11 protein-coding genes and 1 pseudogene are annotated in these 18593 nt (G+C 73.6%); 7 read left to right on the forward strand and 5 right to left on the reverse strand.

Features of this window, described 5'->3' with window-relative positions:
* Positions 1 to 232: 232 nt before the first annotated feature.
* Both KUM42_RS05545 and glgP read right to left on the reverse strand, forming a co-directional pair.
* Positions 233 to 1195 carry an FHA domain-containing protein gene (locus tag KUM42_RS05545; RefSeq protein ID WP_237495672.1) on the reverse strand — a complete coding sequence of 321 codons (963 nt, stop codon included), beginning with the start codon at positions 1193 to 1195 and terminating at the stop codon, positions 233 to 235.
* Positions 1196 to 1408: 213 nt separating this feature from the next.
* Positions 1409 to 3955 (reverse strand): alpha-glucan family phosphorylase, encoded by a 2547-nt coding sequence (gene glgP / locus KUM42_RS05550; protein ID WP_237495673.1) that lies wholly within the window; start codon positions 3953 to 3955, stop codon positions 1409 to 1411.
* Between the two features lie 146 nt (positions 3956 to 4101).
* Here glgP and KUM42_RS05555 point away from each other — a divergent pair, with 146 nt between their 5' ends.
* The 6 genes and pseudogenes from KUM42_RS05555 to KUM42_RS05575 all read left to right on the forward strand — a co-directional run bounded on the left by KUM42_RS05555 (position 4102) and on the right by KUM42_RS05575 (position 14352).
* Complete coding sequence (locus tag KUM42_RS05555) at positions 4102 to 6132, forward strand: alpha-1,4-glucan--maltose-1-phosphate maltosyltransferase (protein WP_237495674.1); 2031 nt, start codon at positions 4102 to 4104, stop codon at positions 6130 to 6132.
* A 100-nt stretch (positions 6133 to 6232) separates the two neighbouring features.
* Positions 6233 to 8098 (forward strand): maltose alpha-D-glucosyltransferase, encoded by a 1866-nt coding sequence (gene treS / locus KUM42_RS05560; RefSeq protein ID WP_237495675.1) that lies wholly within the window; start codon positions 6233 to 6235, stop codon positions 8096 to 8098.
* The gene (locus KUM42_RS05565) at positions 8098 to 9462 is read left to right on the forward strand and encodes a hypothetical protein (protein WP_237495676.1); all 1365 of its coding nucleotides are present in this window, start codon (positions 8098 to 8100) and stop codon (positions 9460 to 9462) included. The genes treS and KUM42_RS05565 overlap by 1 nt, the downstream gene beginning before the upstream one ends.
* Positions 9463 to 9840: 378 nt before the next feature.
* Positions 9841 to 12563: pseudogene (glgB, locus tag KUM42_RS05570) on the forward strand (1,4-alpha-glucan branching protein GlgB); the annotation flags it as partial.
* A 54-nt stretch (positions 12564 to 12617) separates the two neighbouring features.
* Entirely contained in the window at positions 12618 to 12743 is a 126-nt protein-coding gene (locus KUM42_RS20115) for a hypothetical protein (RefSeq protein WP_255557604.1), read from the forward strand.
* A gap of 193 nt (positions 12744 to 12936) precedes the next feature.
* Positions 12937 to 14352 carry a neutral zinc metallopeptidase gene (locus tag KUM42_RS05575; protein WP_237495678.1) on the forward strand — a complete coding sequence of 472 codons (1416 nt, stop codon included), beginning with the start codon at positions 12937 to 12939 and terminating at the stop codon, positions 14350 to 14352.
* A gap of 119 nt (positions 14353 to 14471) precedes the next feature.
* On the opposite strand, the gene KUM42_RS05580 is transcribed toward KUM42_RS05575, so the two are convergent.
* The 3 genes from KUM42_RS05580 to KUM42_RS05590 are packed head-to-tail and all read right to left on the reverse strand — an operon-like array spanning position 14472 to position 17523.
* Positions 14472 to 15461 (reverse strand): tetratricopeptide repeat protein, encoded by a 990-nt coding sequence (locus KUM42_RS05580; protein ID WP_237495680.1) that lies wholly within the window; start codon positions 15459 to 15461, stop codon positions 14472 to 14474.
* A gap of 42 nt (positions 15462 to 15503) precedes the next feature.
* Positions 15504 to 16019 carry a MarR family winged helix-turn-helix transcriptional regulator gene (locus tag KUM42_RS05585; protein ID WP_237495682.1) on the reverse strand — a complete coding sequence of 172 codons (516 nt, stop codon included), beginning with the start codon at positions 16017 to 16019 and terminating at the stop codon, positions 15504 to 15506.
* 37 nt (positions 16020 to 16056) lie between these two features.
* Positions 16057 to 17523 (reverse strand): NAD(P)/FAD-dependent oxidoreductase, encoded by a 1467-nt coding sequence (locus KUM42_RS05590; protein WP_237495684.1) that lies wholly within the window; start codon positions 17521 to 17523, stop codon positions 16057 to 16059.
* A 166-nt stretch (positions 17524 to 17689) separates the two neighbouring features.
* On the opposite strand from KUM42_RS05590, the gene KUM42_RS05595 reads away from it, so the two are divergent.
* Complete coding sequence (locus tag KUM42_RS05595) at positions 17690 to 18544, forward strand: alpha/beta fold hydrolase (RefSeq protein WP_237495685.1); 855 nt, start codon at positions 17690 to 17692, stop codon at positions 18542 to 18544.
* Positions 18545 to 18593 lie beyond the last annotated feature (49 nt).

The raw sequence follows: 18593 nt of genomic DNA on the forward strand, positions 1-18593 counted from the left end.
GCACGTGCTGCGGCACGTGCACTGCGGAGGCAACGCGTGCAGTGCGGCGGGACCCGCGGAGGCCGACCCCGTCCCTCCCGTCCGGCCCCGACGCCGACCGCGGTCTCGTTGCCCGCCCCTCCTCCGCGGTGCACGTGCTGCAGCGCGTGCACTACGGGTGCAACGCGTGCAGAGACGCAGCACGGCCCCGTTCCCGGGGCGGGAACGGGGCCGTGGAGGGCGCGGGAGGGTCTTACTCCGGCGTCTGCTCGAAGGTGATGACGGTCCAGCCGAGCAGCAGCCGGTCGCCGTCGGTGAGCGGGTGCGGCACGCCGGGCTCGAGCTGGGTCCACTCGGTGGCCTCGGGGCCGGCGACGTGGGTGCCGTTGAGCGAGCCCAGGTCGGTGAGGGAGACCTCGCGGCCGGCCCGCTGGATGGCGGCGTGCGCGGAGGAGAGCACGTTCTGGGTGTCGGCGATCGGGACCGGGCGGGCGTTGCCGCTGGTCACCAGGTCGTGGCCGTCGGGACGGCGACCGAGCACCAGGTCCTCGTCGACGGTGACGACCATGCCGTCGTCGAAGCGCAGCACCGGCGCCGCCGGCGGCTCGGGCCGCCAGAACGCGGTCTGCTCGCCGCCGGGGGCCTGACCGGCGGGACGGGCGGAGCTGCCGAACCCGGCGTCGGAGCCCGCGGTGAAGGACTCACCGCTGGGCAGCGGGCCCACCGGCGGGGCGACGACGGCGGACGACGCGGCGGCGGCGAGCTGCAGCAGCGCGCCGGAGCCGGGGACGGTGCCCTCGACCAGGTCGAGGGCCACGCCCGGGGGCATGGCGGCGGCGGGCTGACCGGGGCCGACGTAGAGCGTCTGGCCGAGGGAGAAGCCGGCGGCCAGCGTGCAGCCGTCGACGGAGGACCCGGACACCGGGACGCCGTCCACGGCCGGCTGGCCCTTGCCCGACCACAGCGCGACACCGGCGCCGGTGCCACCGGAGGTGTCGGCGAGCACCAGGGCGAAGGACGCCGGGCCGTCGGCGAGCCGGGACACCTGCCCGGCGACGGCGGCCAGCACCCGGTCGGCGCCAGGACCGGCGACCCCCAGGCAGGCGTGCAGGGCGGCGACCAGTGCCGGCGACCCCGGGGCGTCGACCCACAGCAGGCCTCCGCCACGTCGGGCGACGACAGAGTCTCCGGGGAGCACCTCACAGCGGTCGGGCATGACGGCCAGCCTAATGAGCGTGGGCCCGATCCCGCGCCGGGCGTCGGCGTGCCACGCCGCGTCCCCGGTCCGTCGCGCACTACCTGTACCAGGGGCCACACACGTCACGGCCCAGATCCCACGGAGCGCTGTCGTACCACCGCAGGCAGTCACCGGACGCCCGGTTCGTCCACCTGCGCCCCGTCGCGGGGCCACGACACGCCGTCGGGGACGTCAGGAGGCGGTGACGACGACGCCCAGCTCGGCGGGGACGGCGAGGTGGGCGTTGCGCGGCAGCACGCGCACCGTGTAGCCGAACGGCCCGGTGCGGGTCAGCGGCACGGTGCCGGTGAACCAGTGCCGCGAGCCCTCGCTGCCGTCGAGCTGCAGCGGCAGCGTGCTCACCGCGTGCAGCCCGTCCGCGTCGTCCACCCGGCCCGAGACCGCCTCGACCACGACGTCGGCCGGGGTCAGCCCGGGCAGCTCGACCTCGGCCCGCAGGCCGATGCCGCCCCCGATCTCGGGGGTCTCCCCCACGCCGGTGGCCTCCACGTGACCGACCCGCACCCCCGGCCAGTGCTCCAGCAGCCGCGCGCGCCAGGCCGCCAGCTCGCGGGCCGCGGCCCACTCCCCGGCGGCCATCGCCCGGGCGGCACCGGCCGCGGGCACGTACAGCGTGCGGACGTAGTCACCGACCATCCGGGTGGCCAGCACCTTGGGGCCGGTCTCGCGCAGGGTGGCCCGGACCATCTCCAGCCAGCGGGCCGGGACGCCGTCACCGCCCACCTCGTAGAAGCGCGGGACCACCTGGCGCTCCAGCAGCTCGTAGACCGCCTGCGCCTCGACGTCGTCACGGCGGTCGGGGTCGGCCACGCCGTCCGCGGTCGGGACGGCCCAGCCGTTCTGCCCGTCGAACCACTCGTCCCACCAGCCGTCGCGGATGGAGAGGTTCAGCCCGCCGTTGAGCGCGGACTTCATGCCCGACGTGCCGCAGGCCTCCAGCGGCCGCAGCGGGTTGTTCAGCCAGACGTCGCAGCCCCAGTAGAGGTACCGCGCCATGCCGATGTCGTAGTCGGGCAGGAAGACGATCCGGTGGCGGACCGCCGGGTCGTCGGCGAAGCGCACCACCTGCTGGATCAGCTGCTTGCCACCGTCGTCGGCCGGGTGGCTCTTGCCGGCGATGACCAGCTGCAGCGGCCGGTCCTCGTCCAGCAGCAGCGCCCGCAGCCGCGCGGGGTCCCGCAGCATCAGCGTGAGCCGCTTGTAGGAGGGCACCCGGCGGGCGAAGCCGACGGTGAGCACGTCGGGGTCGAGGACGGTCGCGGTCCAGCCGAGCTCGGCCTCGGTCGCCCCGCGGGCGGCGGCGCTGGCCCGCACCCGGCGGCGCACCTCCTCCACCAGCCGCGCCCGCAGCAGCCGGCGGGTGCCCCACAGCTCCTCGGCGGGCACCCGGTCGACCCCGTCGAAGTGCGCGGGCCCCGCGGCCCCGTCGTCCGTGCCGGTGGTCTGGGTGCCCAGCGCCAGCAGCTCCCGGGCGGTCCAGGTGGGGGCGTGCACCCCGTTGGTGATCGAGCCGATCGGGACGTCGTCGGGGTCGAAGCCGGGCCACAGGTCGCCGAACATCTCCCGGCTGACGCGCCCGTGCAGCAGGCTGACGCCGTTGGCCCGCTGGCCCAGCCGCAGCCCCATGTGCGCCATGTTAAAGGTGTCCGGGTCGCGCTCGGCCCCCAGCGGCAGCAGCTGGTCGACCGGGACGCCGAAACCCACGGCGTACCGCTCGATCAGCGCGCGCGGGAACCGGTCGATGCCGGCGGGCACCGGGGTGTGCGTGGTGAACACGGTGCCCGCGCGCACCGCCTGCAGCGCCTCGGCGAAGGTCAGCCCGTGGGCGGCGGTGAGCTCGCGGATCCGCTCCACCCCCTGGAAGCCGGCGTGCCCCTCGTTGGCGTGGAAGACCTCCGGCGCCGGCGTGCCGGTCAGCGAGCAGTACGCGCGCAGCGCCCGCACCCCGCCGATGCCCAGCAGCATCTCCTGGCGCAGCCGGTGGTCCTCCCCGCCGCCGTAGAGCCGGTCGGTGACGCCGCGCTCGGCCGGGGCGTTCTCCTCGATGTCGCTGTCGAGCAGCAGCAGCTGCACCCGCCCCACCTGCGCCCGCCAGACGTGGGCGGACAGGGTGCGCGCCTCGGGCAGCGCCACGGTGACCACCACGGCGTCGCCGGCGGCGTCGCGCAGCAGCTTCAGCGGCAGCCCGTGCGGGTCCAGCGCCGGGTAGCGCTCCAGCTGCCACCCGTCGGCCGACAGACCCTGGGAGAAGTAGCCGGCCCGGTAGAGCAGCCCCACCCCGATCAGCGGGACGCCGAGGTCCGAGGCCGCCTTGAGGTGGTCACCGGCCAGGATGCCCAGCCCGCCGGAGTAGTTCGGCAGCACCTCGGAGACGCCGAACTCCGCGGAGAAGTAGGCCACCGCGGCCGGCGCCCCGGGCCCCAGCGACTGGTACCAGTGCGGGGCGTCCAGGTACGTGCGCAGGTCCTCGGCGACCGACCCCAGCTGCTGGAGGAACGCCGGGTCGTCGGCCAGGGCGGCCAGCCGCTCGGCGGACACCTCGCCCAGCACCCGGACCGGGTCGCCGCCGCAGCTCTCCCACAGCTGCGGGTCCAGCGCCTCGAACAGGTCGCGGGTCTCGGGGTGCCACGACCAGCGCAGGTTGGTGACCAGCTGCGAGAGCGGCAGCAGGGCGTCGGGGAGGGCCGCGCGGACGGTGAGACGGCGGAGGGCTCGCACGGGCGCGACCCTAGCGGCGAACGGCCTCCCGCAGCGGCCCCGGAGAGACGGCGGTCACAGCGACCGGCGGGCCCCGCTCACCCGCTCGGTCGACCCCGCCCCCCGCCGACGTGTGCGGCGGGCGTGATCTGGATAGCGTTGCGCCGATGACTGGCCGCGCTGACCTCCGCCTCGGCATCTCTGATGTCGCCCCCGTCGTGTCCTGCGGGTCGTTCTCGACCCGCGCCGTGGTCGGGGAACACCTGCCGATCACCGCCACCGTGTTCCGCGAGGGCCATGACGCCGTCGCGGCGAGCGTGGTCCTGACCCCGCCGTCGGAGGCAGGTGCGGCCGCGACGCCGCAGCTGACCCGTATGCGCAAGTTCGGTCCCGAGCCCGACCGGTGGACGGCGACCGTCGTCCCCGACCGCGAGGGGCTGTGGACCTACCAGGTCGAGGCGTGGGACGACCCGCTGAGCACCTGGCACCACGACGTCGAGGTGAAGATCGAGGCGGGGCAGGGTCCCGACGAGCTCGCCAACGACCTCGAGTCCGGCGCCCGGCTGCTGGAGGAGGTCGCCGCGGCCGTCGCCGAGGACCACGCGGGCGTCCTCGAGCACCGCGCCGACCTCACCGCTGCCGCCGCGGCACTGCGGGACGAGTCGCTCGAGCTCACCGCCCGGATCGCCCCGGCGCTGTCGCCGGCCCTGCAGGGGGTGCTGCACGCCCACCCGGTGCGCCGCCTGGTGACCGGCTCCCAGGTCTACGAGCTCTACGTCGACCGGCCGCGCGCGCTGTACGGCTCCTGGTACGAGTTCTTCCCCCGCTCCGAGGGGCCCGTCGTCGGTGGCACCCCCACCCACGGCACGTTCGCCCAGGCCGCCGAGCGGCTGCCGGCGATCGCCGGCATGGGCTTCGACGTCGTCTACCTGCCCCCGATCCACCCGATCGGCCACACCAACCGCAAGGGCAAGAACAACACCCTGGTGGCGCACCCCGACGACGTCGGGTCCCCCTGGGCGATCGGCAGCGAGGACGGCGGGCACGACGCCGTCCACCCGCAGCTGGGCACCATGGACGACTTCCGGGCCTTCGTCGAGCGGACGAAGGAGCTGGGCATGGAGGTGGCGCTGGACTTCGCGCTGCAGGCCACGCCCGACCACCCCTGGGTGACCAGCCACCCGGAGTGGTTCACCACCAAGCCCGACGGCACGATCGCCTACGCGGAGAACCCGCCGAAGAAGTACCAGGACATCTACCCGATCAACTTCGACAACGACCCCGAGGGCATCTACGCCGAGTGCCTGCGGGTGATCCGGGTCTGGATCGAGGCCGGGGTCCGCATCTTCCGTGTCGACAACCCGCACACCAAGCCGCTGAACTTCTGGCACTGGCTGATCTGGGAGGTCAAGAAGACCGACCCCGACGTGCTGTTCCTCGCCGAGGCCTTCACCCGGCCGGCGATGATGCACCAGCTGGCGCGGGTCGGCTTCACCCAGAGCTACACGTACTTCACCTGGCGGACCGAGGCGGCCGAGCTGGCGGAGTACGGCCGGCAGCTGACGGAGTCGGCGCACTACATGCGGCCGAACTTCTTCGTCAACACCCCGGACATCCTGCACGAGACGCTGCAGGTCGGCGGCCCGCCGATGTTCAAGATCCGGGCCGTGCTGGCGGCGATGATGAGCCCGACCTGGGGCGTCTACTCCGGGTACGAGCTCTTCGAGCACGTGGGCCTGCGTCCGGGCAGCGAGGAGTACCTGGACACCGAGAAGTTCCAGCTGCGCCCCCGCGACTGGGCCGCCGCCGAGGCCTCCGGGCGGTCGCTGGCGCCCTACCTGACCCGGCTCAACGAGATCCGCCGGGCGCACCCGGCGCTGCAGCAGCTGCGCACGCTGCGCTTCCACGCGGTCGACAACCCGAACCTGCTGGTCTTCTCCAAGACCGACCCGGGCTCGGACGACGCCGTGCTGGTGGTCGTGTCGCTCAACAGCAGCTACACCCAGATCGGCACCACCGCGCTGGACATGCCGGCCCTGGGTCTGGACTGGTCGGACCGGTTCTCCGTCACCGACGAGATCACCGGTGCCCACTACGACTTCGGCCAGAGCAACTACGTGGAGCTGGACCCCTACCGGGAGCCGGCCCACGTGTTCACGGTGCACCGCAGCCTGCCCGCTGCGGTCGCCCAGCAGTAACGCCCGCACGACCTCCCGTCCTCACGCGACGCCGCCGGCCTCCGGGCCGGCGGCGTCGCGGCCCGATCCGCCTCCCCCGCAACGAACGAGGACCGAGTACATGAGCCTCCCCGTCCCAGCACAGTCGACCCCCGGCGCGGGCGAGCAGTCAGCGCTGCCCACCCCGGGCAGCGATCCCGAGTGGTTCAAGCGCGCCGTCTTCTACGAGGTGCTGGTGCGCGGCTTCGCCGACAGCAACGGCGACGGCATCGGTGACCTGCGCGGCATGATGGGCAAGCTGGACTACCTGCAGTGGCTCGGTGTCGACTGCCTGTGGCTGCCGCCGTTCTTCGCCTCGCCGCTGCGCGACGGTGGCTACGACGTCAGCGACTACACCGCGGTCCTGCCGGAGTTCGGCGACATCGAGGACTTCAAGGAGCTCATCGCCGCGACGCACGCCCGCGGCATGCGCATGATCATCGACTTCGTCATGAACCACACCTCGGACCAGCACCCGTGGTTCCAGGCCAGCCGCAGCGACCCCGAGGGCCCCTACGGCGACTTCTACGTGTGGGCCGACGACGACACCCAGTACGCCGACGCCCGCATCATCTTCGTCGACACCGAGTCCTCGAACTGGACGTTCGACCCGGTGCGCAAGCAGTACTTCTGGCACCGCTTCTTCAGCCACCAGCCCGACCTGAACTTCGAGAACCCGAAGGTGCAGGAGGCGATCATCGACGCCCTGCGCTTCTGGCTGGACCTGGGCATCGACGGCTTCCGGCTCGACGCCGTCCCCTACCTGTTCGAGGAGGAGGGCACCAACGGCGAGAACCTGCCGCAGACCCACGCCTTCCTCAAGCACGTCCGCAAGGTCGTGGACGAGAACTACTCGGACAAGGTCATGCTCTGCGAGGCCAACCAGTGGCCGGCCGACGTCGTCGAGTACTTCGGCGAGAACGGCGACGAGTGCCAGATGGCCTTCCACTTCCCGGTGATGCCCCGGCTGTTCATGGCCGTGCGGCGGGAGCAGCGGTTCCCGATCTCGGAGATCATGGCCCAGACGCCGGCCATCCCGGACAACTGCCAGTGGGGCATCTTCCTGCGCAACCACGACGAGCTGACCCTGGAGATGGTCACCGACGAGGAGCGCGACTACATGTGGGGCGAGTACGCCCAGGACCCCCGCATGAAGGCCAACATCGGCATCCGCCGCCGGCTGGCCCCGCTGCTGGACAACGACCTCGACACCCTCGAGCTGTTCACCGCCCTGCTGATGTCGCTGCCCGGCTCACCGGTCATGTACTACGGCGACGAGATCGGCATGGGCGACAACATCTGGCTCGGTGACCGCGACGGCGTCCGCACCCCGATGCAGTGGACCCCCGACCGCAACGGCGGGTTCTCCACCGCCGACCCGCAGCGGATGCACCTGCCGCTGATCGCCGACCCGGTGTACGGCTACCAGGTCACCAACGTCGAGGGCCAGCTGCGCAACACCAACTCGCTGCTGCAGTGGACCCGAACGATGATCTCCGTGCGCAAGCAGCACCCGACCTTCGGCCTCGGCTCCTACGCCGAGATCAGCTCGCGCAACCCCACGGTGCTGTCCTTCGTCCGCGAGTTCGGCGACGACATCGTGCTGTGCGTCAACAACCTGTCGCGCTTCCCGCAGCCGGTCGAGCTGGACCTGCGCCGGTTCGAGGGCTACACCCCGGTCGAGCTGACCGGGCGCGTGCAGTTCCCGCAGATCGGGGTGCTGCCCTACATGCTCACCCTCAGCGGCCACGGCTTCTACTGGTTCGAGCTCTCCAAGCCCGCCGCCCCGGCGGCCGAGGAGGACGAGGGCTGGGAGACCACGGTCAGCAGCAGCGTGGCGCAGTCCCTGCTCGACAGCGGGGTCGTCGGCGCCGCCGAGGGCCCGGCCGGCAGCGGTGGCCTCGGCGCCGAGGCCCCCACCACCACGACGAAGCACGGAGAAGCCTGATGAGCGCGCTCACCGACATCCTCGCCGACTGGATGCCCGGCCAGCGGTGGTTCGGCAGCAAGGGCCGTGAGTGGGCGGGGGTGACCGAGGAGGGCTTCTTCCTCGACCAGTCCGACCCGGCCCTGTCCGTCCACCGGGTCCGCGTCAGCTACACCGACGGGGTCACCGAGACCTACCTGGTGCCGCTGTCCTGGCGCAACGCCCCGGCCGACGAGCTGTCCTCGGCCTTCGTCGGCGCCGTCCCGAGCGGCTCGGGCACCAACTACGCCTACGACGCGATGCGTGACCGGGAGGCCACCGTCCCGTGGCTGACCCACCTGGTCGCCGCCTCGACCGTCGGCCCGATGCGCTTCCACCCGGCCGGGGTGGCCCACATCCCCGAGGGGGTGCCCGGCGACATCATCTCCGGCGAGCAGAGCAACACCTCCCTGGTCTACGGGGAGTCCGCGATCCTCAAGCTGTTCCGCCGGCTCGAGCCCGGGCTCAACCCGGACGTGGAGATCCACGACGCGCTGCGCCAGGCCGACAACGCCCACATCGCCCCGCTGCTGGGGTATATCGAGATCGACGAGCCCGGCCAGGAGTCCTCGACGGTCGCGATGCTGCAGTCCTTCGTCGCCAACGCCAGCGACGGCTGGCGGCTGGCGACCTCCAGCGTGCGCGACCTGTACGCCGAGGCCGACCTGCACGCCGACGAGGTCGGCGGGGACTTCGCCGGGGAGAGCGAGCGGCTCGGCGAGGCGACCGCCTCGGTGCACTCCGACCTGGCCCGCGTGCTGCCCACCGAGACCGCTGAGCGCGACTGGTACACCGCGGTCTCCGAGCAGATGAACGCCCGGCTGGAGGCGGCGCTGGCCGTCGTCCCCGACCTCGCCGAGCACGCCGGGGCGCTGCGCGCGCTCTACGCCGCGGTCGCCGACACCGACGAGCCGGTCGTCCGCCAGCGCGTGCACGGCGACCTGCACCTCGGGCAGGTGCTGCGCACCACCACCGGCTGGATCGTGCTGGACTTCGAGGGCGAGCCGGCCCGCCCACTGGCCTCCCGCCGCGAGCTGGACACCCCGCTGCGCGACGTCGCCGGGATGCTGCGCTCCTTCGACTACGCCGCCCGGCACATGCTGGTCGAGCAGCCCGAGGACCAGCAGCGCGCCTACCGCGCGCAGGAGTGGGCCGAGCGCAACCGGCAGGCCTTCTGCGCCGGTTACTCCGCCGCCCACGGCATCACCCTGTCCAGTGACTCCGCCCTGCTGCGCGCGTTCGAGGCCGACAAGGCCGTGTACGAGTGTGTGTACGAGGCGCGCAACAGGCCCAACTGGCTGATGATCCCGTTGAGCTCACTGTCCCGGTTGACCTCCGGTGACTGACGAAGGACCCCGCTGCCCCCGGGCAGCGGGGCCGACCCGGACGACCAGCGCGACAACCAGAGGTACCTGGAAGGACCACCGATGAGCATCGACGACGCGGGCCAGCCGCCGAACGAGACGCCCGCCGAGCCCGCCGACAAGGCGGAGCTGACGAGCCGGGTCGAGGAGACCACCGAGGCCGTGCGCGCGGCCAGCGAGGCCGACGCCCCGCCCGCCCCGGCGAAGAAGGCCACCAAGCGCGCCGCGAAGAAGGCCGCCCCGGCCGCCGCCGGCGACGGGACCCCCGCCGCTGCCCCGGCCAAGCGCACCCGCAAGGCCGCGGCCCCGAAGGCCGCCACCCCCGAGACGAACGAGCAGCCCGCCGACCGGGAGGAGCTCATGCGCCGGGTCGAGGAGACCACCGAGGCCGTGCGCGCGGCCAGCGAGGCCGACGCCCCGCCCGCCCCGGCGAAGAAGGCCACCAAGCGCGCCGCGAAGAAGGCCGCCCCGGCCGCCGCCGACGCTGCGCCGGCCGACGTCCCGGTCAAGCGCACCCGCAAGGCCGCGGCCAAGAAGGTCACCGCCGCACCCGTGGTCGCGCCCGCGCCGATCGCCGAGCCCGGCAACCCTGCTGCACCGGCCGCGCCGCAGCCGGAGCCGCCGAGCACCGACCCGGCCGAGCCCAGCACCCCGCAGGCCCCCGCCGACGGCGAGCACGCCGGCACCGGCGGCAGCTCGCCGGCCGCCACCGCCTCCGAGCCCGGCGCGGAGCTCGCGCCGGACACGGTCCCGGCGTCCGACGACACCGGCAGCGGCGAGGTCGCCACCGGGTCCGCGACAGCGGCCTCCGGCGCCGACGTCACCACCGCCGACCTGGTCACCAGCGAGGTCACCGACCTGCCGGCGGCCCCCGACGAGACCCCGGAGCCGACCTCGACCGCCCTGGTCGAGGCGCTGCCCGCCGGTGAGACGCCGGTGAGCACCTCGGTGCCGGCCGCGTCCACCCCCGCCGGCAGCGAGGTCGGCCAGGAGGCGCTGGCCGCCGTCGTCGACGGCTGGTCCTACGACCCGCACGGCGTGCTCGGCGCGCACCGGGTGCCCGAGGGCTGGGCGGTGCGCACCCTGCGCCCGGACGCCGTCGCGGTGGCCGTGGTCGACCAGGACGGCACCCGGCACGAGGCCCGGCAGATCTTCCGCGGCGGCGTCTTCGAGGCCCGCCTCCCCCAGCAGCCCGGCGACTACCGGGTCGAGGTCGTCTACCCCGACGGTGCCGGCGGCACGAACACCTTCACCGTCGACGACCCCTACCGCTGGCTGCCCACGCTGGGCCAGCTCGACCAGCACCTCATCCGCGAGGGCCGGCACGAGGAGCTGTGGAAGGTGCTGGGCGCGCACGTGCGCGGCTACGACACCCCCGGCGGCCGGGTCGAGGGCGTCTCCTTCGCCGTCTGGGCGCCCAACGCCCGCGGGGTGAAGGTCACCGGCGACTTCGACTACTGGGAGGCTCGCGCCTACCCGCTGCGCTCGCTGGGCTCCTCCGGCGTGTGGGAGATCTTCGTGCCCGGCGCCCAGGTGGGCACCCGGTACCGCTTCCACATCCTGGGCGCCGACGGCCAGTGGCTGGTCAAGAGCGACCCGATGGCCTTCGCCACCGAGGTCCCGCCGGCCAACGCCTCCGTCGTCACCGCCTCGAGCCACGAGTGGCAGGACGCCGAGTGGCTGGCCAGCCGGGCCGAGGGCAACTGGCACGAGCGGCCGATGAGCGTCTACGAGGTGCACCTCGGCTCGTGGCGGCAGGGGCTGTCCTACCGCGAGCTGGCCGACGAGCTGGTCGCCTACGTCAAGGACGCCGGGTTCACCCACCTGGAGTTCCTCCCCGTGGCCGAGCACCCCTTCGGTGGCTCGTGGGGCTACCAGGTGACGTCGTACTACGCGCCCACCTCGCGCTTCGGCTCCCCCGACGACCTGCGGTACCTCATCGACACCGCCCACCAGGCCGGCATCGGTGTCATCGTCGACTGGGTCCCCGGGCACTTCCCCAAGGACGAGTGGGCGCTGGCCCGCTTCGACGGCGCCCCGCTGTACGAGCACGGCGACCCCCGCCGCGGCGAGCAGCTGGACTGGGGCACGAACGTCTTCGACTTCGGCCGCTCCGAGGTGCGCAACTTCCTCGTCGCCAACGCCCTGTTCTGGCTCAAGGAGTTCCACGTCGACGGCATCCGCGTCGACGCGGTGGCCTCGATGCTGTACCTGGACTACTCCCGGCCCGAGGGCCAGTGGGTGCCCAACGAGTACGGCGGCCGGGAGAACCTCGAGGCCGTGGCGTTCCTGCAGGAGTTCAACGCCACCGTCTACCGCGAGGTGCCGGGCGCGATCACCATCGCCGAGGAGTCGACGTCCTGGCCGGGCGTCACCCGCCCCACCCACCTGGGCGGTCTGGGCTTCGGCTTCAAGTGGAACATGGGCTGGATGCACGACTCGTTGGACTACATGTCCACCGAGCCGGTGTACCGCAGCTACCACCACAACCAGCTCACGTTCTCGCTGGTCTACGCCTTCTCCGAGAACTTCGTGCTGCCGATCAGCCACGACGAGGTCGTCTACGGCAAGGGCTCGCTGATCCGGAAGATGCCCGGTGACCGTTGGCAGCAGCTGGCCAACGTGCGGGCCTTCCTGGCCTTCATGTGGGCCCACCCGGGCAAGCAGCTGCTGTTCATGGGCTCGGAGTTCGGCCAGCTGTCGGAGTGGGCGGAGAGCCGCTCGCTGGACTGGTGGCACCTCGACGACCCGGCCCACCGCGGGGTCCTGGACCTGGTCCGCGACCTCAACACGGTCTACGCCGAGCACGAGGCGCTCTACACCCAGGACAACGACCCGGCCGGCTTCCAGTGGATCGACGCCAACGACTCCCAGGGCAACACGCTGACGTTCCTCCGCTACGGCAAGAACGGTCAGGCGCTGGCCTGCGTGGCCAACTTCTCCGGGCAGCCGCACGCCGAGTACCGGATCGGCCTCCCCGGGGCGGTCGCTGGCGCGAGGTCATCAACACCGACTTCGAGGGCTACGGCGGCTCGGGTTCGGGCAACCTCGGCGGCATCGAGGCGGTCCCGGAGTCCTGGCACGGCCAGCCGTGGTCGGCGACGCTGACCGCTCCCCCGCTGGGCACGGTGTGGTTCGTGCACGAGGGCCCCGAGCCCGAGCTGCCCGACGACGGCCACCCCGCCGACCCGGCGCAGGTCGCCGCGGCCGAGGCCTCCGGTGACCTGGAGTCCGCCGGTCAGGTCGAGCTGACCGAGGACTGAGCCGGCCGTACGCACGGGGCGGGGACCTGCGGGTCCCCGCCCCGTCGTCGTTGCCGCCCTCCTCCGTCGGTCCGGACGGCGGTCCCCGGCGGCGGGCCCGGCCGCCGGGTGCTCCCGCCTGCCGGGAAGCGGCCGGTCCGGCAGGATGAGGGGACTGCCGCCGCAGCCGGCGGCCCGGACCGATCGGGAGCCCATGTCCTCCAAGCCCCGCCGGGCACTGCTCGGCGCCGTGCTCGGTGCGCTGGTCGGCTCACTCGTGCTGAGCGGCTGCGCGGCGACGCTGATCGAGGGCACGGCGACCCCGGCGTCCGCCGTCCGCCCCGACGTCGCCCCCGCCGACTTCCCGATCATCGGGGCGGACGACGACGACGTCGACCGGGTCGCCCGCAACGCGCTGGCCGACCTGAACACCTACTGGGCCGACCAGTTCCCCGGCACCTTCGGCCAGCCGTACACCCCGCTGACCGGCGGCTACTTCTCCGTCGACCCCGACGACCTGGACCCCGCCCGCTACCCCAACGGCCAGATCGGGTGCGGGCAGGCGATCGACGCGGTCACCGGCAACGCCTTCTACTGCTCCTCGGACCCCGGCGAGCCCGACGGCGACGCGATCCAGTACGACCGCGCGTTCCTCGGCGAGCTCGCCGACGGGTACGGCCGGTTCATCCCCGCGCTGGTCATGGCGCACGAGTTCGGCCACGCCGTGCAGGCCCGGGTCGGCTACCCGGTCGAGCGGTCGATCAACGTCGAGACCCAGGCCGACTGCTTCGCCGGGGCGTGGACGGCGTGGGTGGCCGGCGGCGACGCACCGCACAACGCGATCCGCCCCGGTGAGCTGGACCAGGTGCTGCGCGGCTACCTGCTGCTGCGCGACCCGGTCGGCACCGGTACCCGCGAGAGCCAGGCGCACGGCTCCTACTTCGACCGGGTGTCGGCGTTCCAGCAGGGCTTCGACGACGGCCCGGTCTCCTGCCGGGACGGGTTCGGCGCCGACCGCCCCTTCACCCAGGAGGCGTTCCAGAGCGACGAGGAGCTGCTGTCCGGCGGCAACGCCCCGTACGCCGACACCATCGCGACGATCGCCCCCGACAGCCTGTCGGAGTTCTGGACCGCCGCGCTGCGGGGCCTGGGCAAGCCGTTCTCCCCGCCCACTCTCGCGCCCTTCACGGGCCGGGCCCCCGAGTGCGACGGCGAGCAGCCCGACGCCGACCTGGTCTACTGCCCGGCCGACCGGAGCGTCGGCTTCGACGAGGCCGACCTGACCCGTCCGCTCTACGCCTCGCAGGAGGGCGGCGACTTCGCCGTGGTCACCGCGATGGCGGTCCCCTACGGACTCGCGGTCCGCGACCAGCTCGGCCTGTCGGTCGAGGGCGCCGACGCCGTCCGGTCCGCCGTCTGCCTGGCCGGCGCCTTCACCCAGGGCGTGCGCACCGGGCAGACCTCGGTGGCCATCTCACCCGGCGACGTGGACGAGAGCGTGTCGTTCCTGCTGGACTACAGCGACGACCCGCAGGTGCTCGCCGAGAGCGGCCTGACCGGCTTCCAGCTGGTCGACGTCTTCCGCACCGGCGTCCTCCAGGGCCTGCCCGCCTGCGACATCGGCGCCTGACGGCGACAGCCGGCCCCCGCCGCGGCAGGCCGTCGCCGTCCCGCCCCTCCGCAGGGTCCCGCCGCGGGTGGTCGGACCCGGTGACCCTCAGGACGGGGCCAGGGGGCGGCGGGGTCCTCTCAGAACAGGGCGGCCATGAGGGAGCGGCGGGCGGGGCCGACCCGGGGGTCGTCGTCGCCGACGATCCCGAACAGCTCGACCAGGTGCTTGCGCGCCAGGTCGCGGTCCTCGCCGGCCGTGCGACGGACGACGTCGAGCAGCCAGCCGAACGCCGCGTCGACGTCACCGGTGCCGAGCAGGAAGTCCGCGGCCCGGGTCTGGGCGGCGACGTCGCCGGGTGCGGCCTCGGCGGCGGCCAGCGCGTTCGGCCCGGCCTCCTCGGCGCGGCGGAACAGCTGCACCTGGCGCAGCGCGAGGCCGGCGACCGGGTGGTCGGGCTCGGTGTCGAGGATGGAGCGGTAGGCGGCCTCGGCACCGGCGAGGTCACCGGCGTCCAGGGCGGCCTCGGCGGCGTCCAGTCGCGGGTCCTCGGGCAGGGCGCCCTCGTCGTCCGCGGCGCCGTCGGCCCCGGGCAGGGCGCCACCGGACGTGGCGGCGACGAGCTCGGTGATGAACTGCCGGGCCTGCTCCTCGGGGATGGCGCCGGTGAACTCGGTGACCAGCTGGCCCTGCCACACGGCCTTCACCGCGGGGATGCCCTGCACGCGCAGACCCTGGGCCAGCGCGGGGTTGGCGTCGACGTCGATCTTGGCCAGCACCCAGGTGCCACCGCCCTCGGCGGCGAGGCGCTCCAGCACCGGCGACAGCTGCTTGCACGGGCCGCACCACTCGGCCCACAGGTCCAGCACGACCGGCACCTGGAACGACCGGTCGAGGACCTCGCTCTGGAAGGTGGCCTCGTCGACGTCCACGACGGCGCTGCCGGGCGCGCCGACGGGCGCGGCGGCGCTGGGCGGCGGCGCGGCCTGGGCACGGGCGGCCGCCTCGTTGCGCGCCTGGACCGCGGCGAGGTCGACCGCGCCGGCCAGCGAGGCCGCCATCCGCGCCTGCTGGGCAGCGGCGCGGGGGTCGGTGCGCGGAGCGGGACGAGCGGGACGGTTCGGCTGCATGACCTCGATCATCCCACCGCCGGGCAACCCGGCGGGCCGGGGTCAGTCCGGCGGGGCCGCGACGTCGCCGGCGCCGAGCCGGATCTTGCGGAGCAGTGCGAAGAGGGTGTCCAGCTCGTCCTCGGTGAGGTCGGACATGCCGAAGTCCTGACCCGTCACCGCCGCGGTCGCCGGTGGCACGACCTCCCGGCCGCGCTCGGTGATGGCGGCGAGCACGCCGCGGCCGTCGTTGGGGTTCGGCCGGCGCTCGACGTAGCCGGCCGCGACCAGCCGCTCGATGGCGTTCGTGACGCTGGTCGGGTGCACCATCAGCCGGCTGCCGATCACCTTCAGCGGCAGGGCCCCGGTGCGGGAGAACGTCAGCAGCACCAGCACCTCGTAGCGGGCGAAGGTGAGCCGGTGCGGCTTGAGCGCCTCGTCGAAGTGCGCCAGCAGGATCTGCTGCACCCGGAACACCGACGTGGCCGCGCGCATCGACCCGGCGGGGCCGAAGCGCTCCTCCCACGTCTGCGCCGCGCGTTCGATCGGGTCGAACGGCAGGCCCAGCGGTCGCACCATGGCTGGAGAGCCTAGGTCCCCGGCCTGCCGGGCCCGCTCAGACCGCCGGCTTGAGCCGGGGCGCCCTCCGGATGCCGAACACCTCGCGCAGCGCGACCCGGGCGGCGTTGTCGCCGCAGTGCCCGTGCACGGCCGGCCCCGGCGGGGTGGCCGCCGACGCGAGGTAGGTGCCGCGGACCGGCGTCTTGTAGGTGTTCCAGCGCGGCACCGGCCGGGCCAGCATCTGCCGCAGCGAGGCCTCGCCGTTGGAGATGTCACCGCCCACGTCGTTGGGGTTCCAGTGCTGCATCTGGCCGGCGTGCATGGTGGCCCGGGCCAGGATCGTGTCCCGGAAGCCGGGGGCGAACCGCTCGACCTGGGCCTCGATCGCCTCGGTCATGTCGACGGTCGAGCCGTGCGGCACGTGCACGTAGGCCCAGAACACGTGACCCCCGGCCGGCGCGCGCGAGGGGTCGACGACGGTCGGCTGGACGGCGAGCACGTAGGGCTTCTCGGCGATCCGCCCGGCGGCCGGGGCGGACTCCCCGGTGATGGTCTCCTCCATCGTCCCGGCGACGTGGATGGTGCCGGCCCGGCGGACGTCGGGGTTGGTCCACGGCACCGGCTCCGACAGGGCCCAGTCGACCTTGAAGACACCGGGACCGTGCGCGTACCGCTGCACCCAGCGCCGGTAGCCGTCGGGGACCTGGTTGCCGGCCATCGCCACGAACGCACCGGGCGAGGTGTCCAGCAGCACGGCCGGGACGCCGGCGAACTCGCGCAGGTCGCTGACCTCGTGGCCGGTGACCACCTCGCCGCCCTGCTGCTCCAGCGCGGTGACCATGGCGTCGGCGACCCGCTGGGACCCGCCCTCGATGACCGGCCAGCCGTTGTGGTGGCTCATCATCCCCAGGAACATGCCCAGCGCCGCGGTGAGCGGGCGGGACAGGTCGAGCATCCCGTGCGCCGCGGCACCGGCCAGCAACGCCTTCGCGGCGTCGTCGGAGAAGTAGCGCTCGGCCAGCCACTTCACGTTGGGCAGCCCCTGCAGGCCGAAGTTGGCCACCGCCAGCGGGCTCTTCAGCGGCAGCCGGCGGAACGCCGAGGTCAGGAAGAACTCGGTGATGTCGTCGGCGTGGGCCAGCAGCGGGGCGAACAGCTTGCGGTAGCCGTCGCCGTCGCGGCCCAGGCCCTGCGCGGTCTGCTCGAGCGAGTGGTGGGAGAGCGCGGCCCGGCCACCGTCCAGCGGGTGGGCGAAGTTGATCTCCGGCTGCAGCACGTTCACGCCGCGGCTGGCCAGGTCGAACTCGCGGAAGAACGGGGCGGTCGCGGCCATCGGGTGCACGGTGGAGCAGATGTCGTGCTGGTAGCCGGGCAGCGTCACCTCCTCGGTGCGCAGCCCGCCACCGGCCCGGTCACCACGCTCGACCACCTGCACGCGCAGGCCGGCCGCGGCCAGACGGAGGGCGGCGGCCAGCCCGTTGGGGCCGGCTCCGACGACGACAGCGTCCGGGGTCCCGTTCACGCGGCCATCCTCCCCGCGTGCACCGCCCACCGCCGGGTGGGGCGGGTCGCACCGAACCGCCCGGGTCGCCGGCGACGTATCCCGGAGGGCCCCGGTGGGCAGGGACGCCCCGTCCCCGCGCCACCTCGTCCGCACCACGTCCCGCAGCACGTCCTAGAGGAGAGCCATGCCCCGCCTGACCGTCGGCACCGAGAACGGCCACCCGATCGAGCTCCACTACACCGACCAGGGGTCCGGTGCCCCCGTCGTCCTGATCCACGGCTGGCCGCTGTCCGGCCGGTCCTGGGAGGCGCAGGTCCCCGCACTCGTCGACGCCGGGTACCGGGTGCTCACCTACGACCGCCGCGGCTTCGGCCAGAGCTCGCAGCCCTGGACCGGCTACGACTACGACACCTTCGCCGCCGACCTGGACGCACTCCTCACCCAGCTCGACCTCACCGGCGTCACCCTCGTCGGCTTCTCCATGGGCGGCGGTGAGGTGGTGCGCTACATCTCCCGCTTCGGCACCGCCCGCGTCGCCAAGGCGGTGCTGGCCTCCGCCGTCCCGCCCTACCTCTACAAGTCCGACGACAACCCCGACGGCGGGCTCGACGACGCCACCATCGAGCAGTTCGAGACCGGTGTGCGCACCGACCGGCCGGCCTTCCTCGACGGCTTCACCGCCGACTTCTTCAACGCCGGCGGCAAGGGGCTGCTGGACTCGAAGTCCGGTGCGGTGAGCGAGCCGATGCGGCAGTACGCGCTGCACCTGGCCGAGGTCGCCTCCCCCAAGGGCACGCTGGACTGCATCGCCGCGTTCGGCCGCACCGACTTCCGCGGCGACGTCGCGGCGGTGACCGTGCCGACCCTGGTGGTGCACGGCGACTCCGACGCGATCGTGCCCTTCGAGGTCAGCGGCAAGCGGTCGCACGAGCTGATCGCCGGGTCCGAGCTCGTGGTCATCGAGGGCGGTCCGCACGGCGTCAACGCCAGCCACCCGGAGCAGTTCAACGCGGCGCTGCTGGACTTCCTCGCCCGCTGAGCGGTGCCTGCCGTCCCCCGGTCGACCCGGGGGACGGCAGGATCCCCGG

The organism is Modestobacter sp. L9-4 (genome assembly GCF_019112525.1).
GTDB lineage: Bacteria > Actinomycetota > Actinomycetes > Mycobacteriales > Geodermatophilaceae > Modestobacter.

Bases quoted from the DNA above. Each gene is read 5' to 3' on its own strand.
- KUM42_RS05545 (WP_237495672.1), bottom strand. From the start codon at position 1,195: ATGCCCGACCGCTGTGAGGTGCTCCCCGGAGACTCTGTCGTCGCCCGA.
- KUM42_RS05555 (WP_237495674.1), top strand. From the start codon at position 4,102: ATGACTGGCCGCGCTGACCTCCGCCTCGGCATCTCTGATGTCGCCCCC.
- treS (WP_237495675.1), top strand. From the start codon at position 6,233: ATGAGCCTCCCCGTCCCAGCACAGTCGACCCCCGGCGCGGGCGAGCAG.
- KUM42_RS05565 (WP_237495676.1), top strand. From the start codon at position 8,098: ATGAGCGCGCTCACCGACATCCTCGCCGACTGGATGCCCGGCCAGCGG.
- KUM42_RS05575 (WP_237495678.1), top strand. From the start codon at position 12,937: ATGTCCTCCAAGCCCCGCCGGGCACTGCTCGGCGCCGTGCTCGGTGCG.
- KUM42_RS05580 (WP_237495680.1), bottom strand. From the start codon at position 15,461: ATGCAGCCGAACCGTCCCGCTCGTCCCGCTCCGCGCACCGACCCCCGC.
- KUM42_RS05585 (WP_237495682.1), bottom strand. From the start codon at position 16,019: ATGGTGCGACCGCTGGGCCTGCCGTTCGACCCGATCGAACGCGCGGCG.
- KUM42_RS05595 (WP_237495685.1), top strand. From the start codon at position 17,690: ATGCCCCGCCTGACCGTCGGCACCGAGAACGGCCACCCGATCGAGCTC.